The organism is Bartonella sp. AA97HXZ, from assembly GCF_042196985.1.
Lineage (GTDB): Bacteria > Pseudomonadota > Alphaproteobacteria > Rhizobiales > Rhizobiaceae > Bartonella.
Genome location: NZ_JBHIRC010000011.1, coordinates 38,596 through 56,394, shown reverse-complemented (window position 1 = coordinate 56,394; position 17,799 = coordinate 38,596). Strand labels below are relative to the sequence as shown.

16 protein-coding genes are annotated in these 17,799 nt (G+C 36.8%); 7 read left to right on the top strand and 9 right to left on the bottom strand.

Annotated features, from left to right (window positions below):
• Positions 1-21: 21 nt before the first annotated feature.
• From ACFINE_RS07210 to parA, 5 genes are all read right to left on the bottom strand, one after another.
• A complete protein-coding gene (locus ACFINE_RS07210) occupies positions 22-234 on the bottom strand; it encodes an EexN family lipoprotein (RefSeq protein WP_375621543.1) in 213 nt (70 codons plus the stop codon).
• Between the two features lie 3 nt (positions 235-237).
• Positions 238-504, bottom strand: a complete 267-nt coding sequence (locus tag ACFINE_RS07205) for an EexN family lipoprotein (protein WP_375621542.1) — start codon at positions 502-504, stop codon at positions 238-240.
• Between the two features lie 188 nt (positions 505-692).
• Positions 693-980 carry an EexN family lipoprotein gene (locus ACFINE_RS07200; RefSeq protein WP_375621541.1) on the bottom strand — a complete coding sequence of 96 codons (288 nt, stop codon included), beginning with the start codon at positions 978-980 and terminating at the stop codon, positions 693-695.
• A 1,086-nt stretch (positions 981-2,066) separates the two neighbouring features.
• Entirely contained in the window at positions 2,067-2,297 is a 231-nt protein-coding gene (locus ACFINE_RS07195; protein ID WP_375613561.1) for a plasmid partition protein ParG, read from the bottom strand.
• A complete protein-coding gene (gene parA, locus ACFINE_RS07190; RefSeq protein ID WP_375613562.1) occupies positions 2,294-2,923 on the bottom strand; it encodes a ParA family partition ATPase in 630 nt (209 codons plus the stop codon). The genes ACFINE_RS07195 and parA overlap by 4 nt, the downstream gene beginning before the upstream one ends.
• 997 nt (positions 2,924-3,920) lie before the next feature.
• Between parA and ACFINE_RS07185 the strand changes: the two genes are divergently transcribed.
• On the top strand, positions 3,921-4,250 hold the full coding sequence (locus tag ACFINE_RS07185) for a TIGR01244 family sulfur transferase (RefSeq protein WP_375610590.1): 330 nt from the start codon (positions 3,921-3,923) through the stop codon (positions 4,248-4,250).
• Between the two features lie 2,118 nt (positions 4,251-6,368).
• Here ACFINE_RS07185 and ACFINE_RS07180 read toward each other — a convergent pair.
• Complete coding sequence (locus tag ACFINE_RS07180) at positions 6,369-7,370, bottom strand: bifunctional riboflavin kinase/FAD synthetase (protein ID WP_375621540.1); 1,002 nt, start codon at positions 7,368-7,370, stop codon at positions 6,369-6,371.
• A complete protein-coding gene (locus tag ACFINE_RS07175) occupies positions 7,370-8,215 on the bottom strand; it encodes a TIGR01459 family HAD-type hydrolase (protein WP_375621539.1) in 846 nt (281 codons plus the stop codon). The genes ACFINE_RS07180 and ACFINE_RS07175 overlap by 1 nt, the downstream gene beginning before the upstream one ends.
• Before the next feature lie 1,193 nt (positions 8,216-9,408).
• Between ACFINE_RS07175 and ACFINE_RS07170 the strand changes: the two genes are divergently transcribed.
• Positions 9,409-9,768 carry a helix-turn-helix domain-containing protein gene (locus tag ACFINE_RS07170; protein ID WP_375621538.1) on the top strand — a complete coding sequence of 120 codons (360 nt, stop codon included), beginning with the start codon at positions 9,409-9,411 and terminating at the stop codon, positions 9,766-9,768.
• A gap of 1,057 nt (positions 9,769-10,825) precedes the next feature.
• On the opposite strand, the gene ACFINE_RS07165 is transcribed toward ACFINE_RS07170, so the two are convergent.
• Positions 10,826-10,978 carry an EexN family lipoprotein gene (locus ACFINE_RS07165; protein ID WP_375621537.1) on the bottom strand — a complete coding sequence of 51 codons (153 nt, stop codon included), beginning with the start codon at positions 10,976-10,978 and terminating at the stop codon, positions 10,826-10,828.
• Between the two features lie 1,083 nt (positions 10,979-12,061).
• Positions 12,062-12,787: a hypothetical protein gene (locus tag ACFINE_RS07160; protein ID WP_375621536.1), complete on the bottom strand. Its 726-nt coding sequence runs from the start codon at positions 12,785-12,787 to the stop codon at positions 12,062-12,064.
• Between the two features lie 398 nt (positions 12,788-13,185).
• Here ACFINE_RS07160 and ACFINE_RS07155 point away from each other — a divergent pair, with 398 nt between their 5' ends.
• Genes ACFINE_RS07155 through ACFINE_RS07135 form a run of 5 tightly spaced genes read left to right on the top strand, consistent with a single transcriptional unit; the run spans position 13,186 to position 17,647 of the window.
• Positions 13,186-13,506 carry a TrbC/VirB2 family protein gene (locus ACFINE_RS07155; RefSeq protein ID WP_375621557.1) on the top strand — a complete coding sequence of 107 codons (321 nt, stop codon included), beginning with the start codon at positions 13,186-13,188 and terminating at the stop codon, positions 13,504-13,506.
• Positions 13,507-13,815 (top strand): type IV secretion system protein VirB3, encoded by a 309-nt coding sequence (locus ACFINE_RS07150; protein ID WP_375621535.1) that lies wholly within the window; start codon positions 13,507-13,509, stop codon positions 13,813-13,815.
• Positions 13,816-13,837: 22 nt separating this feature from the next.
• Entirely contained in the window at positions 13,838-16,192 is a 2,355-nt protein-coding gene (locus tag ACFINE_RS07145; protein ID WP_375612194.1) for a VirB4 family type IV secretion/conjugal transfer ATPase, read from the top strand.
• Positions 16,189-16,674, top strand: coding sequence for a type IV secretion system protein VirB5 (locus tag ACFINE_RS07140; RefSeq protein WP_375621534.1), 486 nt, complete (start codon positions 16,189-16,191; stop codon positions 16,672-16,674). The genes ACFINE_RS07145 and ACFINE_RS07140 overlap by 4 nt, the downstream gene beginning before the upstream one ends.
• Entirely contained in the window at positions 16,661-17,647 is a 987-nt protein-coding gene (locus ACFINE_RS07135) for a type IV secretion system protein (protein ID WP_375610597.1), read from the top strand. Before ACFINE_RS07140 ends, ACFINE_RS07135 begins: the two co-directional genes overlap by 14 nt.
• Positions 17,648-17,799 lie beyond the last annotated feature (152 nt).

Here is a 17,799-nt window from a genome sequence, read left to right as displayed (position 1 = left end):
TTACAAAGTTTAGGACACAATTTAGGGCCTTAAAAAAAGTTCTACATATGCTTGTCGAAGGTTTTTACAATTTTGAGAGGATTTGAGCGGTGAATCATCGTTCTCACATTTCTTTGCCCATTCCTCGTATAATTTTTCATTTGTTTTAAATTCTTTTACACTATAAGTTTTTTCACAACCAGTAACAGCAAGTCCAGTACAAAGCAGCAATGCTGTAATAATGACTTTATTCATAATTTAATTCCCTTCCTTTTTATCTTCAGTTTTTTCTTGGTCGTCCTTTCCAGAGCCCAAAATTCCCCATTTTTTACGAGTCTCTAATTCAGCTTGTTCTGCGTTTTTACAATTTTTTGAATCAAAACTTCCTGCAATAAAACATTTCTCTAACCACTGATTGAGTAATTTGGGATCTTTCTTAAATTCCGCTACGCTATAAGTTTTTTCACAACCAGAAACGACAAGTCCCACGCAAAGCAGCAGCGCTGTTATAATGGCTTTATTCATCAATAAAATTCCCTTTTTTCAAATTTACAAAGTTTAGGACACAATTTAGCACCCGATTAAAATTGTACATTCGGTTCATTGTGCATTTTCAAAAATTTAAAAATCTACTTCTGTACGCGATTTTTCCCAACCTATGATGATAAATCGCGTACAAAGAAAAATACCGCTATCAATATATTTTTTATGATTTAATTGTTATCCTGCTTTTTTTCAGTTTCATTCCCCTTTTTGCTACTTTCACGAAGTTCCTTTGCAAGATTTCTATAATGCTCTTGAAAAAGTTCCATATCGGCTTGCATGACATTTTGACAATTCTTGGTTTCAAAAGCAGAGGGGCCCATTTTATCGCATTTCTTTCCCCATTCTTGCATCAATTTTTTATCTTTCTTAAACTCTGCTACGCTATAAGTTTTTTCACAACCAGAAACGACAAGTCCCACGCAAAGCAGCAGCGCTGTTATAATGATCTTGTTCATGATTTAACCCCTCTCTTTGTTTTATATTTTATTAACAATATCTTTGGGTTCACATCCCCTCCTATATTGTGACCTTGCGTCTAATTTTCCTTTGCAAATACGCACATTTTCAACGCAAACATGTTAAATCATGAGAGCCGCTTTCATTTATCAGACTTGCATTTGTAACATTATCTGCACGGCAGCTCTTTGTATTTGAAGTGTTAAAACTTCAGCAAAAATTCTGATATCTTGACATTCTCAAAAAGCATTTTAATCATTTCTTTTCCTTCAAGAACCTCTTGGTAACGAGAAGCAGCACGATTTCTTACCCCAAATTCGTCATGCCTATACCCATTGCAAATTCCCTGCAAACGAAAGAATACAGCTTTTAGTCAACTAATTGCGCTCTTATCATTTCTAAACCACCGGAAAAGAAAGAAAGCTTTAAGTCCCCTGCACTTTTTAAAAGCCAATAGAAATGCTAAAAAAGCAATCTTATACATTCCAATTGAAGAAAAAAGCCTATTGCCTTGCGTACCATTACAGCTGGCATTAACTATTTAAGACTATAAAATCATATAAATGTAAGAAATATTGTCTATAATATGCTCAATGAATTCTTTTGTTTATTAGGAAATAATTATAGCGCGTCAATATCAGTAAATTTTACTTATTTTTATCCCCCCCTTATAAACATGAATATAATTTAATAAAACGGATTACTGCATAACAGAAAAAAATAATCAACGCTACTCTTAATTACATTATTGACGCATGTATTAAGTACAATAAACAAAAATAACCTGATGTTTAAAATCATTATCAAGATAATTTTTATGGAAGAATAAACTTATCTACTCATCTAGCGGATAAGATCACAAGTAGTATGATGATTATCACATTTATAGGGAAAAGTTTGAAACGGAGAATTTTTCGCAAACTCATAGCTCTTTCATGCGATGATACAGAACCTTATGAAAAACAACTTGAATGAAGCAACCATCGTGAAAAAAGAAGAGCACTTTTATTATTAACTTCGTATAAAAACAATCGATATCATCTCTAGAAAAAGAACTCAAACCAATGAAATTATCGTATCATTTTTTACACTTTTCCGTATTTTTGTGAAAGCAATTCGCGGACCTCATCAGCTATTTTAGTTCCACGACTTGCACAACTGACCTTAATCAACCGATGCAAACTTTCTGGTATATCAATCGTGAGGCGCTTCATACCTCCACTCATGCTCCCTTTGTGGCTTCCTATCCATGCATCCGCTGTTAAAGGAATTGATTTATTGGTTGGTTTTGTGCCAATTTTAATTTTTTTACTCATCGTGCTAACTCCTTGATTTCCGCTGCAACCGCTTCAATCTCTGCCGCTGCGGGTCCTTGCTTATCAACTTCATAAACGGCCTTCCCCTGTGCTGCTGCTTCTGCAAAAATCACGCGCTGCGCAACACTAGAAGAAAGAACATGCACAGGGTATATGCCAAGAGCTTCGTTCACATCGCGCCCTATCGCTGTATTGACGATTTTACGATTAATAACAAAAGCAGATTTGAGATTCTCTTTATAAACGCGTGCTTCATCAATCAGCTTTACAATTCCATCCGCTGCCCAAATATCATAGGGACTAGGCAAAACAGGGATAAGCACCAAATCCGAAGCCATAAGAGCACTACGAGCAAGATCCGTCACACGCGGAGGACCATCGATAATAATATGATCATAACCATGACCAATCTGTGTAATCTCTTTGTGAACCGTTGCACGCGGTAAACCAATAACTGAAAACAAAGGAGCATCTTCACGTACAGCAGCCCAATCCAATGCGCTTCCCTGTGGGTCAACATCAATAAGCAATACCCGTGTACCAGTACGTGCAAAACTGGCAGCAAGATTAACACTCAACGTCGTTTTTCCGACACCTCCCTTTTGATTCAAAAGTCCAATGATCATCCATTACGCCTTTCAGTATTATCGTTTTTACGATTATACTGAAAGTAATAAAAGAAACAAGCATCCAATACGTGCAAAATAACCATTTCTCCCATTTTCAGGATAAATAACAATAGCCCGCAATTTTTTATAATATTCTTTAACATGAGCAAAACATTATGAAGATGATATTCTTGAAAATAACAAAATAAATTTAAAAGAGGCATGCTCTTCTTCCCCCCCACCCTAAAACGAAGTTTCTTAAATCCATGTCGATCTGTAAACAATGCGCTGTAAATGATCCAGCTTCTTATTTTGCACCGGCCTTTTGGGATTCTCCCTTCATGCAATCCACTTAATGCAACTCTACAAACAAGCTCCACTCTGAATATACAACAAACTATAAGGAGAATTCATTGTTTTGCACGTTGAATGAGAGAGCCGAAATCAGGAAGATTCTCTCATTTCATGCCTCTTATATTAAATTAATCAAAATCATATCTCTTGTACGTACAATCAGGGCTGGCGTGTGGGTAAAAACTGTACAAGAAAGGATTTAAAATGCTTCTTATGCAGAATCTCCAAGTACCAAGAACTATTACAATATTGGAGGTTGGCAAATATAACAATGGTACCGACTTCCTTCTTCATAAGCGTAAAAAGGGTGGTGATCCATGAATTTTATACTCTTTGACGCTCGACAGAGTAAAATGGGCTTAAGAGAAATAAGGGTACCTCTAGCAAGCGCGTAAACAAACAACACAATGAAATGTCTATGCTGAGTAAACACTATAGATTATCCATAAAGACCAAACATCCGTCTTTTATAAGATCGCATAACGAACATGTTGCGGAATGAGATATTTTGCATCTTACAGCTCATTTTTCCCAAATAGATCTTCTCGACAAAAAGAATATTTTTGTTAAGATGCCAGTGAAAAACTTACCTTCATTATGTTCTTTCTATATATTAGACCAGAGGGTATCGTGAAGATCGTGCAATTGAGAATAAATAAAAATGAATTTACAACAAATTGAACCTGATATTTTTATCAGCGCCCAACTTAGCATAGAAAATATCAAAACATTGGCACAAGCTGGTTTTAAAACAATTATCTGTAACCGCCCCGATCACGAAGAGCTCCATCAACCTGACTTTTCTAGCATTAAAACGGTCGCAAATGAATATGGCATAAAAGCCTATCACATTCCCATTTCTCCTCCAACTATAGAAAAGTCAGCTGTTGAAGCCATGCAAACAATTTTAAAAACAGCCTCTCTGCCTCTTCTTGCCTATTGTCATCACGGATCACGCTCGCTGCATCTTTATCGTTTAGCGCGTCTTTAAACAGAGGGGTTGCACACTTCCGCCTCGCCTTAAAAGACGAAGATTCTTAAATATACATCGATCTGTAAAAAAATAATCAGTCAATAATCTTTGTCTTGCACCTTTCCACTCAGGCTTCACATTTCATAAAACTCTATGAGCAAGCTTTGCTCCTCAATATACAACAAGCATGCACACCCGAAGCCATAAAAATGCATGAAAATTCATATGATGATCAAAGAAAATTATTTTCACCTCACTTTTTATCACTGCTCCACCTTCTTTTTCTCTTCCTTTACCAATACGAACTCATTCGTACGCCACAGACACCTAAAATGACAGTAAAACCACTAAGAAAACCCTATATTCCGAATAAAAGGCGTGCAGAGTATTTTATAAAAAAAGTCGTAAGCCATAATCTATGGTTAACTACAACATATTGATTTATAACAATTAATTATTTTGCACGTTGAATGATAAATCCTAATACCGTAAGATTCTCTCAAGCCTATTTATAGTGAAGCAATCAAAAGCGTGTTTCTTGCATGTCACAAGCAGGAAGTGTTCGTGTGAAATAAAACGAGTTAAGAAAAAACTCTCATAAGCGCTCTCAAATAGCCTAGACTGTACAACACTAAAGGCTTGTCAATATAACGGATGGTGTCGGATTGCTCTTTTATTAGGCATAAAGATGATAGCCCTCAACGAAGCTTTCAAGATACCATTCATGAATGTCATCATGAAAATGAATATGGGAAGCGTTGAAAGATATTTCTTTAAAAGAAGTGCATAAATTAGCAACACAAGGATATTCCAGCATTTTATTTTACCTGTAGGGCGTGATATCCTATTCAAAGAACAAGAACAACCTGAAACTGTTATTTTCATGATTTAAGAGATATTGCTCTGGACCCTTTTGAAAGTGGCAAACCCGAATGTAAAAAAGACTGTCATCTGGACTGATTTTCTCCTTTATAACTTCATATTTTTCCCCAATAAGGCTGTAAACCGGTTTCAGAGATTACGCAAATGGATAATGCAATAGGGCTCTCCTCATCTAGTATACAAAAGCTGTAACAGCAGAGAGAGCATTAAAGCGCTTTAATCTTCGTCTCAAACATACTGCTCGCGTTGAGGAACACTAAAGCAAAAGTTTTATGAGAAAAACAATACGATACAGTCACGAATAGAGCGAACATAGATTGGAAAGATGTCCCAACTTTTATCCAATATTTCTATCAAAAAACAACAAAACATTATTGGCTTTGTGTTTTCATATCCTTACAAGACTGTCTTTCCTTTTCATTATAGGCGTTACATTTGTGAAAGACAAAGGAAATATATGGATAGTTTTTAACTTGAAAATCTGAAAGATTGACGTGTTACGACAACAAAATTGTGCCTTTATCCATCAAAAGCATTAGAAATTTTGAAACAATACACCTGCTTTCTTGCAATGATTTCTTTTTATCTGCAATCAATCGCACAGTCTCCTTAATATGCATTCCCCATCACAATATACAAGAGAAAGGAGACTTAAAGCATCTTCCAGCAGCTTCATTCTCTTTTACGTGATTGGTTAGCACAAAAACTGCTGCTAACCACTGATCTTCTTCACGAGACTTGACAAATAAACCTTTTTTAAAAATATTCATTACATAATACAAAATATCACATGCGTAAGGTTACACGAACCAACTCTCATCATAAACGATGATACGGCATAAATGACATAATAAAAAAAATTAGAAAGAAGAAACAATAAACTTTTAAAATAAAAAAAGTCATCAATTAAATTTTATCAAACTATAAGCTTAAAATCGCAAGAAATTTTAAAAACAGCCTTTCTCCCTCTTCACGTCTATTATTGCTAAATAGGCTGGTTGCTTATTCTTTACTGCATCTTTTATGATGAGTTTTAACGTATCAGAAAGAAACAAGCAGTAAAGTTTTGAATGACAACAAAAACCATAAAGTTAACTTTGAAAAAAATGATGCCAAAATCAGATCTTCAGATATTCGATTCTCCCTCTCAACAACGGAAAAAACATATATTCCACGATGTTTTGGAATATATCTTTGTGATTATAATCACTTTAAGTGCTATTTTTACGGCTCTTCTCTCTTTTTCAGATCAGTTTAGGACATATTTTTAAAAGTAAGCAGCCTATCCAACGTTGATAATGGTTGTACTGTCTTTAAAATTTCTTTTGCTTTCTTTTCATCACGATGCATTTGCGCAATCAAAGGTTCAAGTCCATCAAATTTTTCTTGTCCTCGCAAAAACTGGAAAAAAGAAACGGTACAGCTTTCCCCATAAAGGTCGTCGTTAAAGTCAAACAAATAGGTTTCCAAAAGGGGCGCCCCATCCTTAACAACCGTTGGACGACAACCAAAGCTTGCAACACCATCATACAAAACACCGTTCGCACGACGCAAACGTACCGCATAAACACCATGAGCCAAACGAACTTGGGGAGGCAACATTTGATTAGCGGTAGGAAATCCCAAAAGACGTCCAAGTTTTTCACCTTGAATAATATTGGAGCGTATCCGATAGTGATACCCTAACAAATGGGCTGCTTTGTCCACTTCCCCTTGTGAGAGAAGTTGCCGAATAAAACTCGAGGAAATGATCAAAGATTGTGACTCTTGAGGACGAGAAACGCAAGAAACTTGCACAACCTCAAATCCATATTTCTCTCCCCTTTGGCAAAGAAGATGTACATTTCCGCTTTTCTGATGACCAAATTGAAAATTTTCGCCTGTCACCACAACTGAAACATCAAAAACTTCCTTTAAAAACGACTTAATAAATTCGTCCGCTGAAAGAGCGGCAAACTGTGCATCAAAGGGCTGTTCAATCACGCCGTCAAAACCAAGGGTTTTAAAAATTTCAGCTTTTTCAGCTGCCTCTGTCAAACGATAGACAGGAGCTGAATGTTGAAAAAAACTTCTTGGATGGGGTTCAAAAGTTAAAACAACAGATGATTTCTTTTTTATACGCGCGAAATCAAGTGCTTTTTGCAACACCACCTGATGCCCACAATGAACACCATCAAAATTTCCAAGTGCCAACACTGCTCCCCGCCAAGCCGAGGGAAACATATGAATTCCCTGAAGACGCAAAAAATTAGTCATTACTGAAGTGCCCACATGATTGCTTGTGGTTTATAACCATGATGTTCAAGAAAAGAATGCAAAGCTTGCTTATCAACCACACCCTTTTGCGTATAATCATAATGATGAATCCCCCCCATAATATAAAGGGCATCAAGACCAAAGTGAGCCGCCCCCTTAATATCCGTTAAAAGACCATCACCAATAGCTAAAACTTGACTTTTTTCTACCGTTCCCCGTATTTTTTGAAGTTTTTCAAAGGCACATTCATAAATAGGCGCGTGAGGTTTTCCAGCAATGCGCACTTCCCCCCCTAATTGTTGATAAAGACGAGCCAATGCACCAGCGCACCAAAATTCTTTATTTCCATAATGGACAATCACATCTGGGTTCGCACAAATAAAAGGTAAATTCCGCGACCGTATACGACGAAACATCTCCTCATAAGCAGAGGGTTCTTCGTCAAAATCTTCAAGAAAACCGCTACAGACGACAACAGAAGCCTCCCATTCTTCAACAAATTCACACTCTAACCCTTCAAACAGCACCAAATCACGTTGTGAACCAATGAAAAAAACTTTACGTGGAGCAGTCTGAATGAGATCGCGCGTTACATCCCCTGAAGTGATAATGGCATCATAATAGTCGCTATGAACATTCATGCTTTGTAATTGAGCAGCAACATCTTCCCGTAGCCGAGGAGAATTGGTTAATAAAATGACAGTTTTTCCCATTTGTCGGATTTTATACAACGCCTTCAACGCTGGTTCAAATGCATGTACACCGTTATGCACAACACCCCACACATCACAAAAAACAGCATCATAATGCGCTATAATAGTCTCAATATGGGTAAGTTCATTCATGGTGCACCTATCTCTATTTGTCATTTAAAGCTGTCTTTTACTTCAAAACTACTTACCGAAAGATAATACTTGTGTCATCTGCTTTCTCAAACCATATCCCAACTTTTTATCGTCTATAGAGATCATAAGAAATGATAAAATAACTAAGTTATCATTAAGTTGTGCAAAATTCTAAAATGCTTGATAGCAAAAGCTTATCATTCCCCAATGCTATTTTTCTCATAAAAATTTTAATTCTAACAACAACGACGTTGATAGAGTTTTTTATCTAAAATACTCAAATTCTTCACTGAGAAAATAAACGTATCCCCCTCTTAAAAACATGCATCATGAGAAAGCCCAATATATTTTCTCATTTCAAATTTGTTTATATTGAATCAATCAAAACTATTGACTTACATATTATAAGCAGAGAGCGTACAGATAAAAACACGTGAAGAAAGAAAAAATAGCTCTTAGGCTCCCTTTCAAAGGCAAAAACTGTCGTAATATTTTGAACTGGCAGAGAGTATATGCCGTCCGAGCATCTTTTTTTCAGTAAAGATAGCAATATAGCTTTTATCCCATTCATAGAGGCTTTTACGCTATATACTTTACGAAGCGCCATTGTAAAATAGGCGCTAACATTGAGAAATATCTTCTAAAACAAACATGTGAATATACAACAATCAGATCTATAATGTTTTGAGTTTATTTTGCATGAGGGCTCTTTACTCATAAAAGCTTTCCCCTATCATCATGATATCTCAGACGCATCAAAACAAGTCATTTTGATTATTGGTTAAGGACAGCACCGTAAGCGGTGACTTGAGCTTAAAAACCAAGCTTTACCTTCGTAAAATGCATATCTGATGTCATGAGTTGAGTAAGCAAACCTTAAAACTTTGAAAGGCAAACAACCTCCTATTTTAAAAAATCTATCCGTCTCAAGAAAAACTATTTTTATTGCCAATCTCCTAAAATTACTTTATGAATCGAAAAATGTTTTGATCGCATACGCAACGATCAAAAGGGGTCTTGAAAACCCGAAACCCTAGCGTAAAAATAAACCCACTATGTGGGTATCCCGGAATTCCGGGAGATTTTGCTATGTCCAGGTGCTCCAAGCACTAAAAGCAAAATGCTGACTAGGGTTCAGTGTTTTCAAGCTCCCGGAATACCAATGCGAGGGCGCTCGCGCCTGGAGGGGGAAAATGCAAGCTCAAAATCTTAATATTGATCTTTTTGTAGGCAAAAAAGTTCGCTTTAGGCGAAAAGTGCTAAAAATGTCTCAAAAAACATTAGGGCATCATTTAGGTGTCACTTTCCAACAAATCCAGAAATATGAAAAAGGCTTAAATCGCGTGAGCGCAGGACGTTTAAAGGAAATTTCCGATATTTTGAATGTTCCACTTGCCTTTTTTTACACTGATATCATCAAAAAAGACAACACCCCGTACCATTATGATGAAATCGCCTCGAGCAAAGAGGAATATTTGCTTTTAAAAAGTTTTAGAGTCCTCACATCTGTCAAGCAGAAAGCGATTTTAAACTTAATTTGTGATCAAAATTAAAACGCTTTAAAAGCATAGCTATAAAGTGCTACACACCCTATTCTTGTCTTTCTCCCCACACCCCAAAAGGATGCCCCCCTCCTCAAACCGGTTGATAAACGATCCGCCTTTTCAAAAATAGCTCCTTCTCAGCTTCCCATTTCATATGGTTCCTTTCACAAAATTATATAAACAAGCCCTCCCTTGAATATTCATCACACTCTCTTATCAAAACACCCCATGTATAAAGTTTTATGTCTTATATCACCACACCCGCAAACAATAGCGTTTTACAGCACAACAGAATAAGTATTTATCTGTATTTAAAGAGTGGCCCCCTTTTCGCTATGGACGCTCTATTTATTTTAAATGATGTACATTTAATATACCTGCTATTAAAGACTTAGTATCTGTTATAAAGTCTTAAAGGCATATTTTCCCTCTAAAATCTCAATGCTACACCAACTCTATCATAAGGCAAAACATTGATTTATAAAGACAATTTATTGTTTTACATGTTGAATGAGAATCCAGAATATCGTAAGATTCTTTCATTTCAGACTTGTTCCATGTTGAATCAACCAAAACTATATCTCTTGCAGGTTACAAGTGGGAAGAGGCGTATGGATAAAAACTATTAAGTAAGAATTAAAAATGCCTCAAACGAACCGTCTCAATTACCAAGAGCTGTAAGCAACACCCACAAGCTGACAAACTGTGTGATGGTGCAAGGCTTACTCCGTTATGAAGTGTAAAGATGGAGGTGCTCAATGGATTTACCCTTATACCCTTTACGAACAGCGTCGCAAAATAGGCTTGGATACCTTGAGAGATATTTCTATAAGACAATGCTATCCAATTCTCTCATGATTATAATCCTCAATCTGATAAAGTTGAAACAAACAATAAGATTGCGAATATGATTTGGGGAGCTCATCTGAAAGATGAAAAATGATAAAAAATTCCGCTATAACAATTGAAGAAGCGAGCATTCGTTGAGCCATAACTTCTTTATTTTAGAATTTTTATATCACACTTTACTGTTGAGATGCATGACCACGGTCTGTAACATCAAGCTTTACGAGAAAACCATTTCAGTATCTGCTTGTAAGACATTTTGACAGTTTTTAGATTCCTTAACAAATTGTCCTGAAAGAAAACACTTCGTTCCCCATTCTTCTCTTAATTTTGCATCTTTTTTTAAATCTTCTACGCTATAGTTTTTTTTCACACCCCAAAACGAATAATAGAGTCATGCATAATAAAATAATTTTTTTTCATTTTATCCCTCTTTAAATACCTTATCTGTTAATATCATCTCCCCAAATGAGGGTTGAATTTCTGTATGAGAATACAGCCTCACTATCACTTGCTTACTTTCAAAGTGAATACTCTGAGTAAAATAACGCAAAGAAGAGCTCACAATAGCTATCGTATGAGTTTGACATTAAAACGCAATAAGAAGGGAAAGGGCAAAAACTGAACACAAATGACGAAATCAGAAGACGCATTAATGCTTTTGTCCAACTGATTTCAAATAGTTACATTGCAATAGGCATCGCCCCTAGCCCTATAGAAAGCCTATGAGCATTATAATACTTAAATCTCACGATCAATGGACTATGCAGCCATAACAAAAAAGTATGAGCTCTTTTTACCTATTTGTATGTTGATTATTGTTCCTCCATCGAGGCCTAAATAGAAACGTTTTGTGATATATAGAAAACAATCAGCAATGCAAATCATTTTACGAAGATTTCTTCATGTAGAGTCTATTTGAAATCCATCCATCATTTGGAAGTCTGAATTTAAAAGCAGATAATTATGAAAGCTTTTCAAGGAATGCAACAGATTGATCACTTTTAAAGAAGTAAAAAACGTGATTTAATCCTGAAGACAAAATTCTGATGAAAAAACTTTTGCTATGAATTCTTTTAAGGCATTGTGAAAGATTTTATCCATTATATCAAACGTTACACCATTTTTGGGTCTGTTTATTTTTTACTTTTATCAACACCGCTCTAGAAATCCGTTTCTTGAGCGTTTTTTATCGCCTCACTTTCTCCTTCAAACACAAATACTCAAAAATGCTTTGCCACCAACAATGACATTTTCCTGCTTTTATAAAACACATAAGTAAAAATAGAGAAGCGATTTTGAAAGCAACCCTGCCTTGAAAAGGGAATTACCATCCATTTACTTCCTAAACGAAAATAATCTCACCGTTTATTCAAATTTGCTCTACGATTTGGTACAATTTTATTGATAAAGTTTTCTCTATAAAAATTTAAGTAAATATGTTCGTTAAAACCAATCATGGACTAGCAAAGGGGTTATAGGATCCATTATCTCGCCGCCATTTTAAAGGTTCAGTGAAATCACTCGACCAAAGACCAATCTTGTTGCCACGTGCTTTTTCTTCCGCATGATGATACTGGGCTGGAATAGGATTTTTCCCCTCTTTTGAGAGTACCAACATACCTTCTTTAAGACCTTCCTCAGCTAAATCAACCCCTTGAACAAAACATTGCGCATAATAAACACCATTGTGCATCAAAGCCTGTTTACAGGATAAATCCTGCCCAAGTGTTTTGGTGACAAGCCAAGCCGTTGTAACCGCACCACAGGGCCATTCTTGATCATTTAATCTTGCTTTTTGACGGGGTGCACATGTGTCCACACCATAAAGATGAATATCACGGGAGATATGTGAGCGCCAAGATTGTGCAGCAGGCGTCAGTAATTTAAATGTAACCCCACTTGTAACAGAAGCCTTACCATGAAAAACAACAGCATTATTTGCAACATCATTTAATGAAACACTCTTCTGCAAATCGAGAGCTGGTTCATTTTTTTCTAATTGCTGTTTGGTGATAGATTTACCCAACTTTTTTTCTTCTCGATAGAGATCGACAATATCTTGGATATCTTGCATCTCAAATGTTTTAAGAATGCTGAAATCCATTTTATCTTTATATTGGCTTAATCCCCACACCGTAGCCCCCATAATGTAAATAATAACAATCAATTTAAATAGCATCTCTTAACACGCTCGCTCAAAAAATTCGTTTTTTTCCTATCATGTCAGATTATTGATCAGCAATCCCCTTGTTTTTAAAGAAAAAATCCAAATATAAGTGTTGCAGATTAACTACATTTTGTAAAGAATGATATTCTTTCTTTCATTATTTTAATATTGTTATTTTTACCAATATACACAACTTAAAATTGCCATTTTCATGTAACACAATCTCAATTTGAAAAGACTTCTGTCTCTTTACGAAGAAGAGCTTGAGAGTGAACAGATCCACGATCAAGGCTTTAAAAACAAACAAACGAGAAGAATTAAACTGTCATCAAATGACAGCACTCTCCAGTTTGTTAGAGGCAATGGAATGTCGACATATGAACAAATATTATTTGTTAAAGAGAGGTAAAATGACAGATAATAGATTCCAAAACATCATTTTTATCGTGACCATGCTGCTTTTTACGGCAGTTTTTGTATCTGATCTTTCTTATGCTTCTTCTACTACTGGTGGAGGTGGTCTGGGAAATCTTGATGGTGTTTTAGGCAACATTGTCACAATGATGACGGGTCCAACGGCAAAGCTTATTGCAATTATATGTGTTGCTGCTGTGGGGATTGGCTGGATGTACGGCTTTATTGATTTACGCAAAGCAGCTTACTGTGTTCTGGGGATTGCTATTGTTTTTGGTGCCCCTGCTCTTGTCGGTAAATTAGCGGGCACAACATAAATGAACGAAGATACTCTTTTCCTTGCCTGTACGCGCCCAGCCATGTTTGCTGGTGTTACAATGGAAGCGATGGCGCTCAATGTCATGGCGACATCCATTCTTTTCATTTTGACCAGTGATTTTACCATTTTTGGTCTTGGGATTGGGATGCACTTTATTTTGCGAGAAGTGACAAAGTACGATCACAATCAATTTCGCGTATTGTTTGCATGGCTCAATACCCGAGGAAAACAAAAAAACCTCAACCGATGGGGAGGAGGTTCTACCTCCCCTTTACGCCTTATCCGCACCTATAAGGAACTAAGCTGAAGGAACGAAATTGGTGAAACAGATGTCAATAATGAAACGGGAAACTTTGCCTGAAGAATATATTCCCTATATACGCTACATCAACCAACATGTCGTTGCTTTAAATTCACGATGTTTAATGGTTGTGATGGCTGTTGAGGGTATAAATTTTGACACTGCGGATATTGATCAATTAAATTCTTTACACAACCAATTAAACACCCTTTTAAAAAATATCGCAGACGAACGGCTTGCTTTATATTCTCACATCATCCGCCGCCGTGAAACGATATACCCAGAAGGTCATTTTCTTTCATCTTTTGCAACAACATTAGATGAAAAATATAAAAAGAAAATGGTTTCGCAAGAACTGTATAGAAATGATCTATTTATTTCACTGCTTTGGAATCCGGCCGCGGATAAAACAGAAAAGCTGGTTTCATTTTTTCAGCGCTTGAGCAAAGCCAAGAAAACACAATCTGAGCCCGATGAGGAAGCTATTCGTAAACTCGAAGAGTTAAGTCAAGATCTTATGCAAGGTTTGGAAGAATATGAAGTCCGTCTGCTATCCATCTATGAACATGAAGGACTTTTATTTGCCGAACAAAGTGAATTTCTCCACCAGCTAGTGGGGGGAAGACGTGAGCGTATTCCTCTCACATTTGGAACTATTGCTTCAACAATTTACTCGGATCGTGTTATTTTTGGGAAAGAAATTATCGAAATTCGCCATGAAAGCAATGAACGCTTTGTGGGCATGTTTGGATGGAAAGAGTATCCTTCTAAAACACGCCCAGGTATGACTGATGGTCTGCTTACGGTGCCATTTGAATTCATCTTAACACAATCCTTTGTCTTTAAAAGTAAGGCAGCCGCCAGTGCGATTATGAGCCGCAAACAAAATCAAATGATCAATGCAGCTGACCGTGCTAGCTCACAAATCGATGCACTGGATGAAGCGCTAGATGATTTAGAATCAAATCGTTTTGTTTTGGGAGAACACCACATTTCTTTAGCTGTTTTTGCTGATCATCCCAAAATATTGTCTGAAAACTTATCAAAAGCACGTTCCCATTTAACCAATGGGGGAGCCGTGATTGCCAGAGAAGATTTAGGATTGGAAGCAGCATGGTGGGCACAGCTTCCTGGAAACTTTAGCTATCGTGCGCGTTCAGGCGCCATTACCAGCAGAAATTTTGCCGCTTTATCGCCCTTCCATTCTTTCCCTGTTGGCAAACTGAACGATAATGTTTGGGGAGCTGCTGTCGCATTGCTAAAAACACAGGCTGGTTCACCTTACTATTTTAATTTTCATTATGGCGATCTTGGAAACACATTTGTTTGTGGTCCATCAGGATCTGGTAAAACAGTGATTGTTAATTTTCTTCTTGCACAATTACAAAAACACAATCCAACTATGGTTTTTTTTGATAAAGATCAAGGAGCAGAGATTTTTGTACGGGCTGGAGGAGGGAAATACAAACCTTTAAAAAATGGGCAGCCCACGGGTATTGCTCCCTTAAAGGGCATGGAATACACCGAAAAAAATAAAATCTTTCTTCGTAATTGGATCTTAAAGCTAGTGACCGCTGAAGGGCAAATCGTAACAGAAGAAGAGCGACAAGATATCGCCAAAGCCATCGATTCCTTAGAAAACTTACCCCCAACCCAGCGCTCTCTTGGTGCCCTTCAACTGTTTTTTGACAACACATCCAAAGAAGGAATTGCCATACGGCTGCAACGCTGGATTAGAGGCAATGATTTAGGATGGGTTTTTGATAATGACCAAGATGATCTCAATTTAAATGCGCAGTTCATTGGCTATGACATGACCGATTTCTTAGATAATGAAGAAATTCGGCGCCCCTTAATGATGTATCTCTTTCACCGCATTCTTGATCTGATTGATGGGCGGCGCATCATTATCGTCGTTGATGAATTCTGGAAAGCTTTAGAAGATGATTCATTTAAAGCTTTTGCGCAAGATCGGCTAAAAACAATTCGTAAACAAAATGGCATGATGCTCTTTGCAACACAAAGTCCTAAAGATGCTTTGAACTCAACAATCGCGCACACAATCATTGAGCAATGCCCCACCCAAATATTTTTTCCAAATCAAAAAGCAAATTACAATGATTATGTCGAAGCTTTCAAACTTACTGAGCGTGAATTTGAACTGATACAGTCAGAGTTAAGCAGAGAATCCCGTCGTTTTCTCATCAAACAAGGACAAAGTTCCGTCGTTGCAGAACTTAACTTACGTGGAATGAATGATGAGATCGCCGTTTTAAGCGGCACAACAAAAAACATTGAACTCATGAATGAAATTATCAACGAATATGGAGCTGCCCCTGACAAATGGCTGCCCATATTTTATCAAAGGAGAAAAAATCAATGAAAAAATATGGCTTAGTTACACTGTTATCTTTTTCTTTTATTTCTCATGCAATAGCGCAAACAACACCTGATGTGGATGAATATTATAAACAAGCACTCGAGAACACACAAAAATTAGATGCTGCAAAATCAGAAACAGCTGAAAACATTTATAAAAGCGCAACTGAAACTGCAAAAAAAATCAAAGACATAAGTCAACAACTTGAAAATATTAAATCAAAACCAGAAACAAAACCAGAAGAATTGCAAGCTCTTCGGCAAGATCTTCAAGTAAAGCTTTCTCTTCTTCAAGCCGGTCTTCAAGTAAGTTCTTTAAAACTTCAGTCTCTTGATATGATTCAAGCAAGAGATACGAAAACAAAAGATGAGCTACGTGAAGAAAAGGAACAAAAAAAGCATAAATATCTTGAGGCACAATTAAAAGAAAAAGAAAAGAAATTAAAAGAAAAACTTGAAAGTACAAGTACAAATGTCAGACTTTAGTTTTTCTCCCTTTGAAAGCGTTTCTGGGTATATTTTAAAACCCCTTGATAATGTGATGGACACGACGGTGAGTGGGCTGTCTTCTGCTATTTCAGCACCCTTAAATCTCGCCGCAATCATTTTTATCTTTCTTTATGGCTATAATGTTATGACAGGTCGCGTTGCGCTTTCCATGCATAGTCTTCTCAATAATGTTGTTAAAATCGTTGTTGTTACAACAATGGCAACAAATGCGGATACATTTAATACTTATGTCAAGGATATTTTCTTCAATGATTTATCCAATGCTATTGGGAATGCGCTTAACAGTAATCCTGCAAGCTCCAATGTTTTTGATTATATTTTGTTAAAGGCAAGTTCGCGTTATCAAGAAGTCTTATACAATGCTTGGTTTTTTGAAAAGATCATTGTGGGTCTTCTTGGTTCTATCATGCTTCTCGCGGTTATTCTTTTTTGTATAGGTGGTTTTATTGTGCAAATGTTTGCACAAGTTGCACTCGTCATGATTATAGGTCTTGGGCCTCTATTCATTAGTTTGTATTTGTTCAATGCAACGCGAAAATACTCCGATGCATGGATTACAACTTTGATCAATTTTACCATTTTACAAGTTCTCGTAATCATGCTTGGAACCATTATATGTCAAGTTATCCTACAGGTTCTCAAAGTTTCATATGAATCAATTTATGTTCTTTTTCCCCCTGTCATCGTCATTTCGATCATAGGAGTTATTATCTTCCGTGCGCTTCCTGGTATTGCAACAGCGCTGGCCTCTGGCGGACCATACTTTAACGCTGGTGTCTCTTCAGGAGGACAGATTTTTACAATGCTTTCCAATGGTGCAAGAGCGAGTGGCAATGCAGTAAAAAGTGCCACTTCACAAATCTCAGGAGCTGCCGGTAACGCTGTTAGAAGTGCGGCAGGGGCGGCAGCAAAAGCAGGTAAATCCGGAGGCGGTCGTGGTCGATTTTAAGATAAAGCACCTTTTTAAAAGAATAAGCATTTTTGTTTTTGCCTTGTGTGCGCCCTTTGGCGCACACGCCATGATCCTGTTTCAGATAAGATCTAACATCTTGGGTCTAACAACAAAACCAATCAAAATCTTGCATCACATAAACTTGTAAA